This window comes from Nocardia fusca NBRC 14340 (assembly GCF_001618425.1).
Taxonomy (GTDB): domain Bacteria; phylum Actinomycetota; class Actinomycetes; order Mycobacteriales; family Mycobacteriaceae; genus Nocardia; species Nocardia fusca.
In genome coordinates this window covers 101,733-116,284 of sequence record NZ_BDCU01000017.1, presented here as the reverse complement: position 1 = coordinate 116,284, position 14,552 = coordinate 101,733, and the positions used below count along the sequence as shown (strand labels likewise).

At 68.5% G+C, this 14,552-nt stretch carries 12 protein-coding genes; 9 read left to right on the top strand and 3 right to left on the bottom strand.

The annotated features are described in order from the left end of the window. Positions 1-42: 42 nt before the first annotated feature. Positions 43-1,995 (bottom strand): gamma-glutamyltransferase family protein, encoded by a 1,953-nt coding sequence (locus tag NF4_RS06960; protein ID WP_063126473.1) that lies wholly within the window; start codon positions 1,993-1,995, stop codon positions 43-45. A 217-nt stretch (positions 1,996-2,212) separates the two neighbouring features. On the opposite strand from NF4_RS06960, the gene uvrC reads away from it, so the two are divergent. The 4 genes from uvrC to whiA all read left to right on the top strand — a co-directional run bounded on the left by uvrC (position 2,213) and on the right by whiA (position 7,408). Beyond that, positions 2,213-4,273 (top strand): excinuclease ABC subunit UvrC, encoded by a 2,061-nt coding sequence (uvrC, locus tag NF4_RS06955; RefSeq protein WP_063126472.1) that lies wholly within the window; start codon positions 2,213-2,215, stop codon positions 4,271-4,273. A gap of 224 nt (positions 4,274-4,497) precedes the next feature. Continuing rightward, positions 4,498-5,373, top strand: coding sequence for an RNase adapter RapZ (rapZ, locus tag NF4_RS06950; RefSeq protein WP_051714600.1), 876 nt, complete (start codon positions 4,498-4,500; stop codon positions 5,371-5,373). Next, positions 5,370-6,434, top strand: coding sequence for a gluconeogenesis factor YvcK family protein (locus NF4_RS06945; protein ID WP_063126471.1), 1,065 nt, complete (start codon positions 5,370-5,372; stop codon positions 6,432-6,434). The genes rapZ and NF4_RS06945 overlap by 4 nt, the downstream gene beginning before the upstream one ends. After that, positions 6,431-7,408, top strand: coding sequence for a DNA-binding protein WhiA (gene whiA / locus NF4_RS06940; RefSeq protein WP_174372421.1), 978 nt, complete (start codon positions 6,431-6,433; stop codon positions 7,406-7,408). The genes NF4_RS06945 and whiA overlap by 4 nt, the downstream gene beginning before the upstream one ends. A gap of 85 nt (positions 7,409-7,493) precedes the next feature. Here whiA and NF4_RS06935 read toward each other — a convergent pair whose 3' ends face one another. Then, positions 7,494-8,093: a GNAT family N-acetyltransferase gene (locus NF4_RS06935; RefSeq protein WP_063126817.1), complete on the bottom strand. Its 600-nt coding sequence runs from the start codon at positions 8,091-8,093 to the stop codon at positions 7,494-7,496. 165 nt (positions 8,094-8,258) lie between these two features. Between NF4_RS06935 and gap the strand changes: the two genes are divergently transcribed. From gap to NF4_RS06905, 5 genes are all read left to right on the top strand, one after another. Then, positions 8,259-9,278, top strand: coding sequence for a type I glyceraldehyde-3-phosphate dehydrogenase (gap, locus tag NF4_RS06930; protein ID WP_030521448.1), 1,020 nt, complete (start codon positions 8,259-8,261; stop codon positions 9,276-9,278). A gap of 8 nt (positions 9,279-9,286) precedes the next feature. Continuing rightward, positions 9,287-10,510 carry a phosphoglycerate kinase gene (locus NF4_RS06925; RefSeq protein WP_063126470.1) on the top strand — a complete coding sequence of 408 codons (1,224 nt, stop codon included), beginning with the start codon at positions 9,287-9,289 and terminating at the stop codon, positions 10,508-10,510. Then, positions 10,511-11,296, top strand: coding sequence for a triose-phosphate isomerase (tpiA, locus tag NF4_RS06920; protein ID WP_030521446.1), 786 nt, complete (start codon positions 10,511-10,513; stop codon positions 11,294-11,296). A 923-nt stretch (positions 11,297-12,219) separates the two neighbouring features. Beyond that, positions 12,220-13,209 carry a hypothetical protein gene (locus NF4_RS06910; RefSeq protein WP_232330343.1) on the top strand — a complete coding sequence of 330 codons (990 nt, stop codon included), beginning with the start codon at positions 12,220-12,222 and terminating at the stop codon, positions 13,207-13,209. 64 nt (positions 13,210-13,273) lie between these two features. Further along, positions 13,274-13,552, top strand: coding sequence for a hypothetical protein (locus NF4_RS06905; protein ID WP_063126467.1), 279 nt, complete (start codon positions 13,274-13,276; stop codon positions 13,550-13,552). A gap of 84 nt (positions 13,553-13,636) precedes the next feature. Here NF4_RS06905 and NF4_RS06900 read toward each other — a convergent pair whose 3' ends face one another. Beyond that, positions 13,637-14,431 carry an META domain-containing protein gene (locus NF4_RS06900; protein WP_063126466.1) on the bottom strand — a complete coding sequence of 265 codons (795 nt, stop codon included), beginning with the start codon at positions 14,429-14,431 and terminating at the stop codon, positions 13,637-13,639. Positions 14,432-14,552 lie beyond the last annotated feature (121 nt).

Below are 14,552 nucleotides of genomic sequence, written 5' to 3'. Positions count from 1 at the left end.
CGGCTCACCCGGCGCGGGTGAGCCGCCACAGCGCGGCGTGGTTCACCGCGTATCGCCGAGGACCTCGCCTTCGCGCCGGGGGTCGGCCCCGCCGATCCAGCTGTTGTCACCGTCGCGGCCGAGCACACTGAGCCCGCTGGTCTGCGGGGCCACCGAGATCTGATGGCCCCGTTCGCGCAGCCGGGTGACGAGGGGGTCGTGGACGCCGTCGTCGCGTGCGTCGATCGCCGGATGCTCGCCGCCCACGTTGGTGACGGGCGTATTCGCGGCGCCGACGGCCGGCGCGGAGACCGCCTGCTGCGGATCAAGACCCCAATCCAGCATGCCGACAAGGGTTTTCACCACGAATTGGATGATGACCGAGCCGCCCGGCGAGCCGACCACATGGGTGAGCTCGCCCCGCTCGGAGTCGTTGCCCTGCTCGAACACCAGGGTCGGGCTCATGGAACTGCGCGGCCGCTTTCCCGGTTCGATCCGGTTGGCGACCGGCTTCCCGTCGGCGCCGAGCGGATCGGTCGCGAAATCGGTGAGCTGGTTGTTCAGCAGGAATCCGTCGACCATGTGGAAGGAACCGAAGGCCGATTCCACCGTGGTGGTCATGGCCGCGGCATTGCCGTAGGAGTCGACCACCGAGATATGGCTGGTGCCGTGTTCGGGCTGCTGGGGGCCGATACCCACCGGCGCTGCCCCGAAATCACCGGGCTGCGCGGTGCCCATGCTCCGGCGTGGGTCGATGAGTTCGGCGCGTTTGTCCAGGTACTCCGGGTTCACCAGCGTCTCCGGTGAATTTCCGGGCAGCGGAACGTAATCGGGATCGGCGACGAATTTGTCCCGGTCGGCGTAGGCGAGCCGTTCGGCCTCGGCGATGAGGTGCACGGCCTCGGCCTGCGGGACACCGCCGTTACGGTCGACCTTCTGTGGCGGCAGGGCCGGAAGATCGAAGTTCTCCAGGATGCCGAGCGTGGCCGCCACCGTGATGCCGCCGGAGGACGGCCCGGGCATCCCGCAGATCTCGTGCGCGCGGTAGCCGGTGCACAACGGGGTGCGCTTCACCGCGCGGTAGGAGTCGAGGTCCGCGGCTTCCAGGAGCCCCGGGGTGCGCCCGCCCGCCCGTGCGGCGGCCGCGGCGACGATATCCTCGGCGATCGGCCCGGTGTAGAAGCCCTCCGCGCCCTCGGTGGCCACCGTGGTGAGGGTCTTCGACAGGGCGGGGTTGGTGAGGACCGTGCCCGCCGCCTTGGGAGAACCGTCCGGGTTCAGGAAGTACTCGGCCGCCGCCGGGTCCCGGGCCAGTTCGGCCGCGGAGTCCGCGATCTGCCCGGCCAGCCGGGGACTGATCTCGAACCCTTGGTCCGCCATCGCCACGGCGGGATCGAACAGTTCCCGCCACGGAATGTGGCCGTGCTCGGTATGCGCCAGCTCGAGCATCCGGACCACCCCCGGCACCCCGATGGAGCGCCCGCTGGCGCGGGTGTCCGGTTTCGGTTCGGTGCGGTCGGTATCGCTGATCCAGCGCAGGTAGTTCTCGGTGGCTGCGGCCGGTGCGGTCTCCCGGCCGTCGTAGGCGTCCAGCGTCTCGTGTTCCGCGTCGTAATAGAGCAGGAACGCGCCACCGCCCAGGCCCGACGCCTGCGGTTCGGTGAGCCCCAGCACGGTCTGCGCGGTGATCAGCGCGTCCGCCGCGGTGCCGCCGGCCCGGAGCACCTCGCAGGCGGCGCGCGTGGCGTGCGAGTTCGCGGTGGATACGGCGTAGCCGCTGGTGCGGACGGCGGTCATCTCGCTGCGGTAGCCCGAGGCGATCTCCGGGTTGGTCGCCAGGTCGCGCGAGGTGGGGGCAGCCGAACCCGCGGCCGGCGCGGCGGTCACCGGGGTGCCGTTCGGTGCCGGGGTACAGGGCCCCGCGGCCCCGGTGTTGTCCGAGCATCCGCTGAGCGAGCCTGCCACGAGCAGCGCCGTCACCGTCAGCGCGTACCGAATCCGTTGTATCGGGCGCATATTCGAACTGTAGCGGGACACGGCGACCGCGGCTGCCGAACTCGCCCCGCGTGGGGGAAGCGGGCCGTGCGGGGCCGGATGGCGGATACCGGCGGCGCCGGCGCACGAGGTGGGCCGCGGCGGGCCCGGCGGCGCCGCCGCGCCGGGTCGCCGGTGTGCGAGCGGCCCGTGCCGACCGGCGGCCGGATGTGTCCGACGCCGCTACTACGCTGGATACGTGGCAGATCCCGCGACGTACCGGCCGCAGCCCGGCTCCATTCCGCTCGAACCCGGTGTCTACAAGTTCCGGGACTCCTACGGCCGGGTCATCTATGTCGGCAAGGCGAAAAGCCTGCGCAATCGGCTCAACTCGTACTTCGCCGATATCGCCGCCCTGCATCCGCGTACCCGCCAGATGGTCACCACCGCCGCGAGCGTGGAATGGACCGTGGTCTCCACCGAGGTGGAAGCGCTGCAGCTCGAGTACAACTGGATCAAGGAGTTCGATCCGCGGTTCAACGTCCGCTATCGCGACGACAAGTCCTATCCCGTACTGGCGGTCACGCTGAACGAGGAGTACCCGCGGCTGTTCGTCTACCGGGGTGCCCGGAAGAAGGGGGTGCGCTATTTCGGCCCCTATGCCCACGCCTGGGCGATCCGGGAGACTCTCGATCTGCTGTTGCGTGTCTTCCCCGCCCGGACCTGCTCGGCCGGAGTGTTCAAACGGCACAGCCAGATGGGCCGCCCCTGTCTGCTCGGCTACATCGATAAGTGCTCGGCCCCGTGTGTGGGCCGCGTCTCCGCCGCCGAGCACCGGCAGATCGTCGACGATTTCTGCGATTTCCTGGCGGGCCGCACCGATCGGATGGTCAAGGACCTGGAACGCCGGATGCAGGCGGCCGCCGAGGACCTCGATTTCGAGAACGCCGCCCGGCTGCGCGACGATGTGCAGGCCCTGCGCCGGGCACTGGAGAAACAGGCCGTCGTGCTGGGCGACGGCACCGACGCCGATGTGATCGCCTTCGCCGGGGACGACCTGGAGGTCGCCGTGCAGATCTTCCATGTCCGAGACGGCCGGGTGCGCGGGCAGCGTGGCTGGGTGGTCGACAAATCCGGCGATGCGGCCGATACCCCGGAGCAGGGCGGTGAGCTGGCCGCGCTGGTGGAACAGTTCCTCACCCAGTTCTACGCGGAGCAGACCGCCGTGGCCGAGCAGACCGCGGGTGACCAGGCCGCGGCGGTGGTACCGCGCGAGGTGCTGGTCCCCGAACTCCCGGCCGATGCCGAGGAGGTCCAGCGCTGGCTGTCGACCCTGCGCGGCGCATCGGTGCGGTTGCGGGTACCGCAGCGCGGCGACAAGAAAGCCCTTGCCGAGACGGTGGCGCGTAACGCGAAGGAGGCGCTGGCCCAGCACAAACTCCGCCGCGCCGGCGACCTGACCTCGCGCTCGGTGGCGTTACAGGACATCCAGGACGCCCTCGACCTCGATACCGCGCCGCTGCGTATCGAATGTGTGGACATCAGCCATGTGCAGGGCACCGACGTGGTGGCCTCGCTGGTGGTCTTCGAGGACGGGCTGCCCAAGAAGTCCGACTATCGCCACTACGCGATCCGGGAGGCCGCCGGCGAGGGGCGCTCCGACGATGTGGCCAGTATCGCCGAGGTGACCCGGCGCCGGTTCGCCCGGCTGCGCCGGGAGCGCGATGCCACCGAGCAGGCCGATCTCGCGGGGTCGGCCCAGGTGCCCGAATTCGGTACGCCGCCGCCGGACGACGGCGCCGGCCCGGCCGGTGCGGAGGCCGACGCGGAGATCGTGACCCGGCCCGGTATCGACCCGAAGACCGGCCGGCCGCGCAGGTTCGCCTATCCGCCCAACCTCTACGTCGTCGACGGCGGCGCGCCGCAGGTGGCGGCCGCGGCGGAAGTGCTCGAGGAGTTCGGCATCACCGATATCGCCGTGGTGGGCCTGGCCAAACGGCTGGAAGAGGTGTGGGTTCCCGGCGAACCCGACCCGGTGGTGTTGCCGCGCACCAGCGAGGCCCTCTACCTGCTGCAGCGGGTGCGTGACGAAGCCCACCGCTTCGCTATCACCTTCCACCGCAGCAAACGGTCGCGGCGGATGACGGCGTCGGCGCTGGACGCGGTCCGCGGCCTCGGGGAGACCCGGCGGACCGCGCTGGTGACCCATTTCGGTTCGGTCGCGCGACTCAAAGAGGCCACCGTCGAGGAGATCATCGAGGTACCGGGTATCGGCCGCGCCACCGCGGAGGCGGTACTCGAGGCCCTGCACGAGCGATAGCCTCCGGCGCGGCGGCCGCGGCAACTGCGCGGCGACCGGCGCCGGTCACGTACGTTTGTTCCTGCGTCCCGCGACAGTTTCCGGGGCGCCGACCTACAGCTGGGTGACCGAAACGCAATTCCCGAACAAGATCCGGGTGGTACATGACTCGCGTCGAATCGAACAACAGTACGACAGTGGTGCCGGGTAGCGATTCCGGCTCGGGCACCCCGGTCGAAGTCGTGATGGTGACCGGCCTGTCCGGTGCGGGGCGGGGCACGGCCGCGCGGGTACTCGAGGACCTGGGCTGGTACGTCACCGACAATCTGCCGCCGGAACTGATCGGCCGCATGGTGGAACTGGGTTCCTCGGCCGATCCGCCCATCCTGCGGCTGGCGATCGTCATGGACGTGCGCAGCCGGTTCTTCACCGGGGACCTGTCCGCCGTCACCGAACAACTGCGCGCCCGCGGCGTCCCCACCCGCATCCTGTTCCTGGAGGCCTCAGACGATGTACTGATCCGCCGGTTCGGTTTCGCCCGGCGCCGCCATCCGCTGCAGAACGACAGCGCCGAGGGGACCTTGTCGGCCGGCATCGCCGCCGAACGGGTCCGGCTCGCGGGAGTGAAGGCCGCCGCCGATGTGGTCATCGACACCACCGAACTGTCCATCCACCAGTTGCACCGGAAACTGGAGGAGGTCTACGGCGGCGGCACGCCCGCTGCGCTGCAGTTGACCGTTCAATCCTTCGGATTCAAGTACGGTGTCCCGCTGGACGCGGACATGGTGCTGGATGTGCGTTTCCTGCCCAACCCGCACTGGGTACCAGAACTTCGGCAGCACAGTGGTCAGGAAACGGTGGTCAGCGACTATGTGCTGTCGCGTCCAGGCGCCGACGACTACCTGCGGACCTGTGATCACCTGATCGAGCTGACCACCCAGGGTTATCGCCAAGAGGGGAAGCGTTACATGACGGTCGCAGTGGGCTGCACCGGCGGTAGACATCGCAGCGTCGCGATCGCCGAGGCCCTCGGCAAGATCACCGGTAGCCGGATCGACGCGGGCGCGGACGGGCCGGTGGACGCGGTACGGGTACTGCACCGGGATCTGGGGCGCGAATGAGTCGCGCGGACAACGGGGCCGCCGACCCGTCCGGCCCCGCGGTCGCCGCGCTCGGTGGTGGCCACGGGCTGTACGCGACACTCACGGCGGTCCGGCGCATTACGCGCCGGATCAGTGCGGTGGTGACGGTTGCCGACGACGGCGGTTCCTCCGGCCGGCTGCGCGCCGAACTCGGGGTGCCACCGCCCGGTGACCTGCGGATGGCGCTGGCCGCGCTGGCCGCCGACGCCGATGGGGTACTCACCCGGACCGTGCAGCACCGGTTCGGCGGCACCGGCGCCCTGGCCGGGCATTCGGTGGGCAACCTGCTGCTCGCCGGGCTCACCGAGGTGCTCGGGGACCCGGTGGCCGCCCTCGACCAGGTGGGTGAGCTGCTCGGTATCAGCGGACGGGTGCTGCCCATGTCGAATATCCCGCTGGATATCGAGGCCGACGTATCCGGGCTGGAAGCCGATCCGCGGGTGAGCCGCTGCATCCGCGGCCAGGTCGCGGTCGCCACGACGCCGGGCAAGGTGCGGCGGGTACGACTGCTGCCCGCCGACCCACCGTCCTGCGCGGAGGCCACCGCCGCCATCGAACGCGCGGACGCGGTGATCCTGGGGCCGGGCTCCTGGTTCACCAGTGTCATACCGCATTTGCTCGTACCCGGGCTCCGTGACGCGCTGGTCCACACCCGGGCGCGTAAAGTGCTGATCCTGAACCTCGCCGCGCAGCCCGGTGAGACCGCGGGGTTCTCCGCCGAACGTCATCTCCATGTATTGTCCCAGCACGCACCGGATTTCGCGGTCGACGAGGTTCTGGTCGACTCCGGGTGCGTGCCGGAGGGGCGGGAGCGTGAGCATGTGGCCAGGGCTGCCGGCCAATTACGGGCGCGAGTAGTCTTTTCCGATGTCGCCGACGCGGGAACCGACCGGCACGACCCCGGAAAGCTCGCCGCCGCACTGGATCAACTGATCCACGGGCCTCGGCCACAGTTGCCGGGGCTTCGAGTCGAGGGACGGCACATGGGTCAGGATGTGCGGTCCGGGTTGGGTGGAAAGGAGCACGTCTCGTGGCGATGACAGCCGAAGTGAAAGACGAGCTGAGCCGGCTCGCCGTAACACAGGTGAGTGCGCGCAAAGCCGAACTGTCCGCCCTGCTGCGTTTCGCCGGCGGCCTCCATATCGTCGGTGGGCGGGTGATAGTCGAAGCCGAAGTCGATATGGGCTCCATCGCCCGGCGGCTACGGCGGGAGATCTTCGAACTCTATGGATACGGGTCGGATGTGCATGTGCTCAGCGCCGGTGGCCTGCGCAAATCCTCCCGCTATGTGGTCCGGGTCGCGAAAGAGGGCGAGGCCCTGGCCCGGCAGACCGGCCTGCTGGACGTCCGCGGCCGGCCGGTGCGCGGACTACCCGCCCAGGTCGTCGGCGGTAGCGTCGCGGACGCGGAAGCCGCGTGGCGCGGCGCCTTCCTGGCGCACGGCTCGCTCACCGAGCCCGGCCGTTCCTCGGCCCTCGAAGTGAGCTGCCCCGGACCCGAAGCCGCGCTGGCGCTGGTCGGTGCCGCCCGGCGGCTCGGGATCTCCGCCAAGGCCCGCGAAGTGCGCGGCACCGATCGGGTCGTGGTCCGCGACGGAGAGGCCATCGGCGCCCTGCTCACCCGGATGGGCGCCCAGGACACCCGGCTCACCTGGGAAGAGCGGCGGATGCGCCGCGAGGTCCGCGCCACCGCCAATCGGCTCGCCAACTTCGACGACGCGAACCTGCGCCGTTCCGCCCGTGCCGCCGTGGCTGCGGCCGCCCGGGTGGAGCGGGCCCTGGAACTGCTCGGCGAGGATGTGCCGGACCATCTGGCCGCGGCGGGGAAGCTGCGGGTGGAGCACCGGCAGGCTTCACTCGAGGAACTCGGTCAGCTCGCCGACCCCCCCATGACCAAGGACGCGGTGGCGGGCCGGATTCGACGATTGCTGTCGATGGCCGACCGGCGGGCGAAGGAGCTCGGGGTGCCGGATACGGAATCGGCGGTCACAGCGGAACTTCTCGACGACGCCTGAGGCAGGTGGCTGCCACGGCCGGACGGCCTGCACCGGTCCGTCCGGCCGGCGCGCGGCGGTGGCCGGGTGTGCGTAGTCGGCGGCCTCAGCGCAGCATGCACCAGGTGCGGGGACCGTTGTCCGGGATCTCCACCTCGGCGCTGACCCGGAATCCGAGATGTTCGTAGAAACGGACATTGGCCGCCGTGGAAGTCTCCAGGAAAACGGGGACTCCGTCGCGTTCCGCTGCGGCCAGGCCCGGTTCGATCACCGCGCGGCCCAGGCCGTGCCCCCGGCGTGCGGGATCGACGCCGACGGTACCCAGGAACCAGACGGGCCCGGCCGGGCGGTGCGGCGCCAGGGCCGCTTCCGCCGCGCTGTGCGCCGCCGCGCGATCTCCGGCCAGTTCGGTGAAGCGTGGCGCGAGTTCGGTGAACACCGCCTCGGCGTCGGTGGCCGGGGTGGTCCAGACGGCTACCGCGTCCCCGGCGTCGGCCACCCACACCCTGCCGTGCGGGAGGCCGATCCGGGTGAGGAAAAGCTCCTGTAAAGCGGCCAGGCGGCGCTCGTGGTCGTCGGCGGCGAGGGTGTGCCGGGTCCACGGATAGTCGGCGAAGGCGCGGGTGAGAGTCCGGACGGCGCGGGATGTGTCGGCGGCGGTGGCGGGGCGGATATGCGGGGTCACGGGAGTGGGTTCGTTCGGCATCTCCGCCATCATTCCGGACGGCCGGCGGAACTGCCGGAGTGTTCCGGCCGGGTGCCCGGATACCCGGTGCTCACCAATACCAGGTGCCTGTCGGGGAGGTGACCGCGAGGCATTAGGGTTGACAGGGCATCGGAACGATCCGCTTGACAGCTGAGGAGCGATAACGTGACTGTCCGGGTAGGTATCAACGGCTTCGGTCGTATCGGGCGTAACTTCTTCCGGGCGGTGGAGGCGCAGAAGGCGCTCGGCACCACCGATATCGAGATCGTGGCGGTCAACGACCTCACCGACAACGCGACCCTCGCCACGCTGCTGAAGTACGACTCCATCCTGGGCCGGCTGCCCGAGGATGTGTCGCTCGACGGTGAGGACACCATCGTGGTGGGCGATCAGCGCATCAAGGCGCTGGCCATCAAGGAGGGCCCGGCGGCGCTGCCGTGGGGTGATCTGGGCGTGGACGTCGTGGTCGAGTCCACCGGTATCTTCACCGACGCCACCAAGGCCAAGGGGCATCTGGCCGCGGGCGCGAAGAAGGTCATCATCTCCGCCCCGGCCAAGGGCGAGGACATCACCATCGTGATGGGTGTCAACGACGACAAGTACGACGGCAGCCAGAACATCATCTCCAACGCCTCCTGCACCACCAACTGCCTGGGCCCGCTGGCCAAGGTGCTGAACGACGAGTTCGGCATCGTCAAGGGCCTGATGACCACCATCCACGCCTACACGCAGGACCAGAACCTGCAGGACGGCCCGCACAAGGATCTGCGTCGTGCCCGCGCCGCCGCGGTGAACATCGTGCCGACGAGCACCGGTGCGGCCAAGGCCATCGGCCTGGTGCTGCCCGAACTCAACGGCAAGCTCGACGGTTACTCGCTGCGGGTGCCGATTCCTACCGGGTCGATCACCGACCTGACGGCCGATCTCGCCAAGAAGGCGACTGTCGACGAGATCAACGCGGCGTTCAAGGCGGCTGCCGAAGGGCCGCTGAAGGGCATCCTGAAGTACAGCGTCGATCCGATCGTGTCCAGCGATATCGTCACCGACCCGCACTCGTCGATCTACGATGCGCCGCTCACCAAGGTGATCGACGACCAGGTGAAGGTCTACTCCTGGTACGACAACGAGTGGGGCTACTCCAACCGCCTCGCCGACCTCATCGGCCTCGTCGGCAAATCCCTCTGAGGAACGGCGTGACTGTCAAAACTCTGGAAGATCTCCTCGCCGAGGGCGTCGCGGGGCGCGGGGTGCTGGTGCGCTCCGACCTCAATGTTCCGCTGGACAACGGGCAGATCACCGATCCGGGCCGCATCGTGGCATCGGTGCCGACCATCCGCGCGCTGGTGGAAGCCGGTGCGAAAGTGGTCGTGACCGCGCACCTCGGCCGTCCGAAGGGCGCTCCCGACCCGGCCCTGTCGCTGGCTCCGGTGGCGACCCGGCTCGCCGCCGAACTGGGCCGCAATGTGCAGCTCGCCGGTGATGTGGTGGGTCAGGATGCGCTGGCGCGGTCCGAGGGCCTGACCGACGGCGATGTGCTGCTGCTGGAGAACATCCGCTTCGATCCGCGCGAGACCAGCAAGGACGATGCCGAGCGCGCGAAACTGGCCGCCGCGCTGGTGGAGCTGGTCGGTGACGACGGCGCCTTCGTATCCGACGGGTTCGGTGTGGTGCATCGCAAGCAGGCGTCGGTGTACGACGTGGCGAAACTGCTGCCGCACTACGCGGGCACGCTCGTCGCGGCGGAGGCCGATGTGCTGGCCCGGCTCACCGAATCCACCGATCGTCCGTACGCGGTGGTGCTCGGCGGGTCCAAGGTGTCGGACAAGCTGGCGGTGATCGAGGCATTGGCCCCCAAGGTCGACACCCTGGTCATCGGTGGCGGGATGTGCTTCACCTTCCTTGCCGCCCAGGGTCTTTCGGTCGGTTCCTCGCTCCTGCAGGAGGAGATGATCGAGACCTGCAAGGGTCTGCTTGATCGCTACGCCGATGTCATCCATCTGCCGCGCGATATCGTCGTCGCCGATTCCTTCTCCGCCGACGCGGAGTCGAAGGTCGTGTCGGCGCACGAGATTCCGGACGGCTGGCTCGGCCTGGACATCGGGCCCGACTCGGTGCAGCGTTTCGCGGTGCTGCTCACCGAGGCGCGCACCGTGTTCTGGAACGGCCCGATGGGTGTGTTCGAGTTCGAGAAGTTCGCGGCCGGAACCCGCGGGGTCGCCGAGGCCATCGCCACGGCCACCGGTAAGGGCGCGTTCACCGTGGTCGGTGGTGGCGATTCCGCCGCGGCCGTGCGGGCGCTGGGTATCCCGGAGGGGGATTTCTCGCATATCTCGACCGGTGGCGGGGCGTCGCTGGAATACCTGGAAGGTAAGACGCTGCCCGGTATCAGCGTGCTCGAGGAAGCGGAGGGAGCGTAGATGGCCCGGAAACCGCTGATCGCGGGCAACTGGAAGATGAACCTCAATCACCTCGAGGCCATCGCTCTGGTACAGAAGATCGCGTTCGCGCTGCCCGACAAGTACTTCGACAAGGTCGACGTCACGGTGATTCCGCCGTTCGTCGATCTCCGCAGCGTGCAGACGCTGGTCGAGGGCGACAAACTGCGCATCACCTACGGTGCGCAGGATGTGTCGGTGCACGAATCGGGCGCCTACACCGGCGAGGTCAGCGCGGCGATGCTGGCGAAGCTGGGCTGCGCCTTCGCGGTGGTCGGGCATTCCGAGCGGCGTCAGTACCACAACGAGGACGACGCCACGGTGCTGGCGAAGGCCAAGCAGGCGCTGAAGCACGGCATCACGCCGATCGTCTGCATCGGCGAGGGACTGAACGTGCGCGACGCGGGCACCCATGTCGAATACAACCTCGAACAGTTGCGGGGTTCGCTGAAAGGCCTTTCCGCCGAGGAGATCGCGAAGGTGGTGATCGCCTACGAACCCGTGTGGGCGATCGGTACCGGCAAGGTCGCGACCCCCGCCGACGCGCAGGAGGTCTGCGGTGCGATCCGCGGCGAACTGGTGCAGCTGGCCGGCGAGCAGGTCGCCGAGACCGTCCGGGTGCTCTACGGCGGTTCGGTGAACGCGAAGAATGTCGGCGAGCTGACCAAGCAGACCGATATCGACGGGGCTCTGGTAGGTGGGGCGTCGCTCAAGGGAGACGAATTCGCCACCCTGTCCGCCATCGCGGCGGGCGGGCCGCTGCCCTGACCGATCGATAACCCGATGAGGCCCGCCGGTTCCCCACCGGCGGGCCGCATTGTTTCCGATCCGTAGAGCGAGGCCCGGCCGGGATCACGGAACGCCGGACGGAGACACCGGTATCGGCTGTGGTTTTTCCGGCGCTGGGACGAACTCGGCGCGGTGGGTGAGAGCCCGATAACTTCTCCGAACCTGACTCCGCCATAAGGTTTTCGGCGTCGACGGTGGGAACGGGTGCGAGTAGTGCCGAGGCCCGTGCGTGGTGTACTGCTGTCGGATGCGGTTCGGATCCACTCGGCAACGATCACGGGGCGTGACACCTGTGCGATGGGTACGGGGCGTTGGATCGGGCCGGTCGCCGACCCCCGCCCGCCGAATTCGATTCGGCGAACAGGCGCGCGGCGGTACCGCGACCGCGGCGGGCGGTACCGCACAGTACGCGAAGGTGTTCGGCCGGACTCCGGCGGCATCGAGCCGCCGGCGATCCCGCCGCGCGGCGGCGCGCGGACCGGTGATTCGACGATGAGATCCGCGTCCGCGCCCGTGGTGTTCGCCGGTCGGGGCGGCCGGTGATGAGGGCGGCGCCCGGTGACTTGCCGGATGAGTGGTTCCGGCGGATGCGGGACGGCATGGTCGAACTGCTCAGCCGGCGGACCGCGCCTCAACTGTCCGACACGCTGGGCGACCTGGCAGGCGAGGTCCGCGTGGCACGCACAAGCATCGGCGGCGCCGAGGAGCACGGCCGCCGACTTCTCGAACAGAGCCTGAGCAGGGTTGATGGAACCGGCCGCGAGTCGAGTGGATCGAACCGCGCGCGGGCTCACCCGTTCGACTCTCGTCGCACGGTCGAGGGTTCAGGTCTTCCGCAGGCTCAGCGCAGTTATCCCGTGGACGACTACATCGCGATGTGGGAGCGCCACCACGGCCGGGAGATGACCGCCGACGAACGGAAGGTGCTGGGCCAGGGGTGTATCGGCATCGTCAAGGTTCGTCTCGGGTTGCTGGAACTCGAGGCGGGACCGCCTGCGAATCTGGCGTTCGCGGATCCGGGTTCGCACGGTGCGATCCAGTCGGTGGAGAAAATTCTGGTGCCGGGAGAGATCGCGAACGCCCGAGTGAGGGGCTGGCAGAAACGGCTCAACAGGGCGGAGGCCCTCGTGGCGGGGCGTGGGACGAGCCGGTCCCACAAGAACAGAGACGGCACCGAGATAACCGCCTGGGAGAATATCGAGAACATCAAGAAGAATCTGAATAGAGCGCGAGCGCAAGCGAGGGAAATATGGTCCGATATCGCCAAGAGCGACATCGGGGATGTACTGGCCGCGCGGCGCGAGGCGAGGATCGAGAGCAACCAGCGCACCTTCGAAAGAGTTTCGAACTATGTACAAAGATTCGAAGCAATTCTTGCCACCGGCCCGAAGGATGTCGGCGAATTCATGCGCCTGGTGAAATCGGACCCCGGCCTGGCCCGATTACGGGACGTGGACCAGCACCTGCCGGCCGGCGATCCATCGGAATGGAAGCCGGAAATATATTCGAAGCACTTCTGGTCCGGTCAGGAAATAGTCCGGGACAGCAAAGGAAACCCGGTGGTGAAGGATGGGATAACCGGTGTCAGGGCCATGCGAACACCCGATCCCACTCTCTTCGAACCGAATCCTGCGACCGGTCAGGTCGATATGTCGGGAGACCACAACCGCGGCAAGCCCGGGTACGGAAACTTCGACTACGCACTGTACGATGCGCCGACCGGTAGTTGGTGGAATGCCAACCACGGAGACTGGAGGACGTATCCGGAATTGGGGAATCCTTTCACCGACCCGATGGCGGTGTATCAGAACACTCCGGAGAAGTTTTTCTCCGGACGTCCCGATTTCGACAGCTCGGTAATCTGTATCGGGTTTTCCGGGGCAGTTCGGTGATCGGGTGGAGGTCACCTGCACTTCGCTCGGCAGACCATCGCCGGGCCCTGGGTAGGATGTGAGCATGGACCTCGCCGACTATGTCGACGACACAGCGACCCTGTTCGGTATCGCCGAGAACGCCGCTCATGGAGCCATCCTTCGATGCGGTGGCGATGCTCATATATATATCGACGGTTTGTCCGTATGGGACGACAGCGAACAGTACGCAGCCTTCGAGGTGACCGGAACCCTCGTCGAGGAAGGCCGTGACGCCGATCTGCGGACGGGGGAGGGTGCTGTCGTGCACGGTATCGGCAGGCGCTACGTGATGAAAAATGCTACCTGGGAGCGTATCTCGTAGCGGCTCGGGCATGCGGGGCCTGCCGGTGGTGCACCGCGTCGACCGGGAAACTCCACCGGGCCCTGCGTGATCACCGATGGAAGGCTACCCGGCGCGCAGGGTCAGACCATGGCCATCGGGGGTGCGCAGGGTGAGGGTGTCGGCATCGACGGTGGCCCGGGCCGAACCCTTCAGGACGGCCATTACCGCGTGTTCGACCTCCATGATCTCGGGTGCGCACATCATTCGCGTCGTCGCCGCGCTGAACGAGATCTCGGCACTCGGCAGGGTATCGGTTACCACGGCGCGGCCGGTGAGACGGTTACATCCGGTGAAGCCGGTGAGCGAATCGTCGGAGCCGATGGTCAGGGTGGGCCGCACCTGGTCGACGGTCTGCGAGGAGATCCGGGCGTCCGGGGTGAGCAAGCCGGTCACCACCCATTCGGTGCCGCGGATCGGGCGGTCCGGTTGCAGCGCTTTCTTGTCGGTGAGGACGACAGTGGTGCCCTTCCCGGTCAGCGTCAGCCGATCCTGATCGAGCTGCCAGGTGGGGTCCGCGCGCAGTAGGTCGCCGACCCAGGTGTCGGAGCCGGCCCGATCGCCCGGACAGCCGACCAGCGTGCTCGCGAGCTCGGACACGTGCAGGATGTGGTCGCGGAGGTCCACCGCACCGCTGTGAGTGTTGCATCCGGCCTCCGCCGAGATCCGGTCGTCGGCGAAGGCGAGGGTGAGGGGGCCGCCGCCGGGGATGGGCGTGCCGGTGACCTCGGTGGATATATAGGTGTGGCCCATGGGAGTGGGTTCGGGTGCGGTCGGCGCCGGCTCGTTGTCCGAGCATGCTGTCGCGGCGAGCAGAAGCAGCGACAGGGCCGCACCGATTCGGAGCGCTGGTCCCGGCATGACGGCGATGCTACCCGGCCCGCGGCCGGGTCCTGTGCGCCGAAACCCGCCCGCTGCTCGAATCTTGCTGATTCCAACGCTTCCTACCTGCGCCGTTGTCCTCATATCCTCGCTCGGCGAT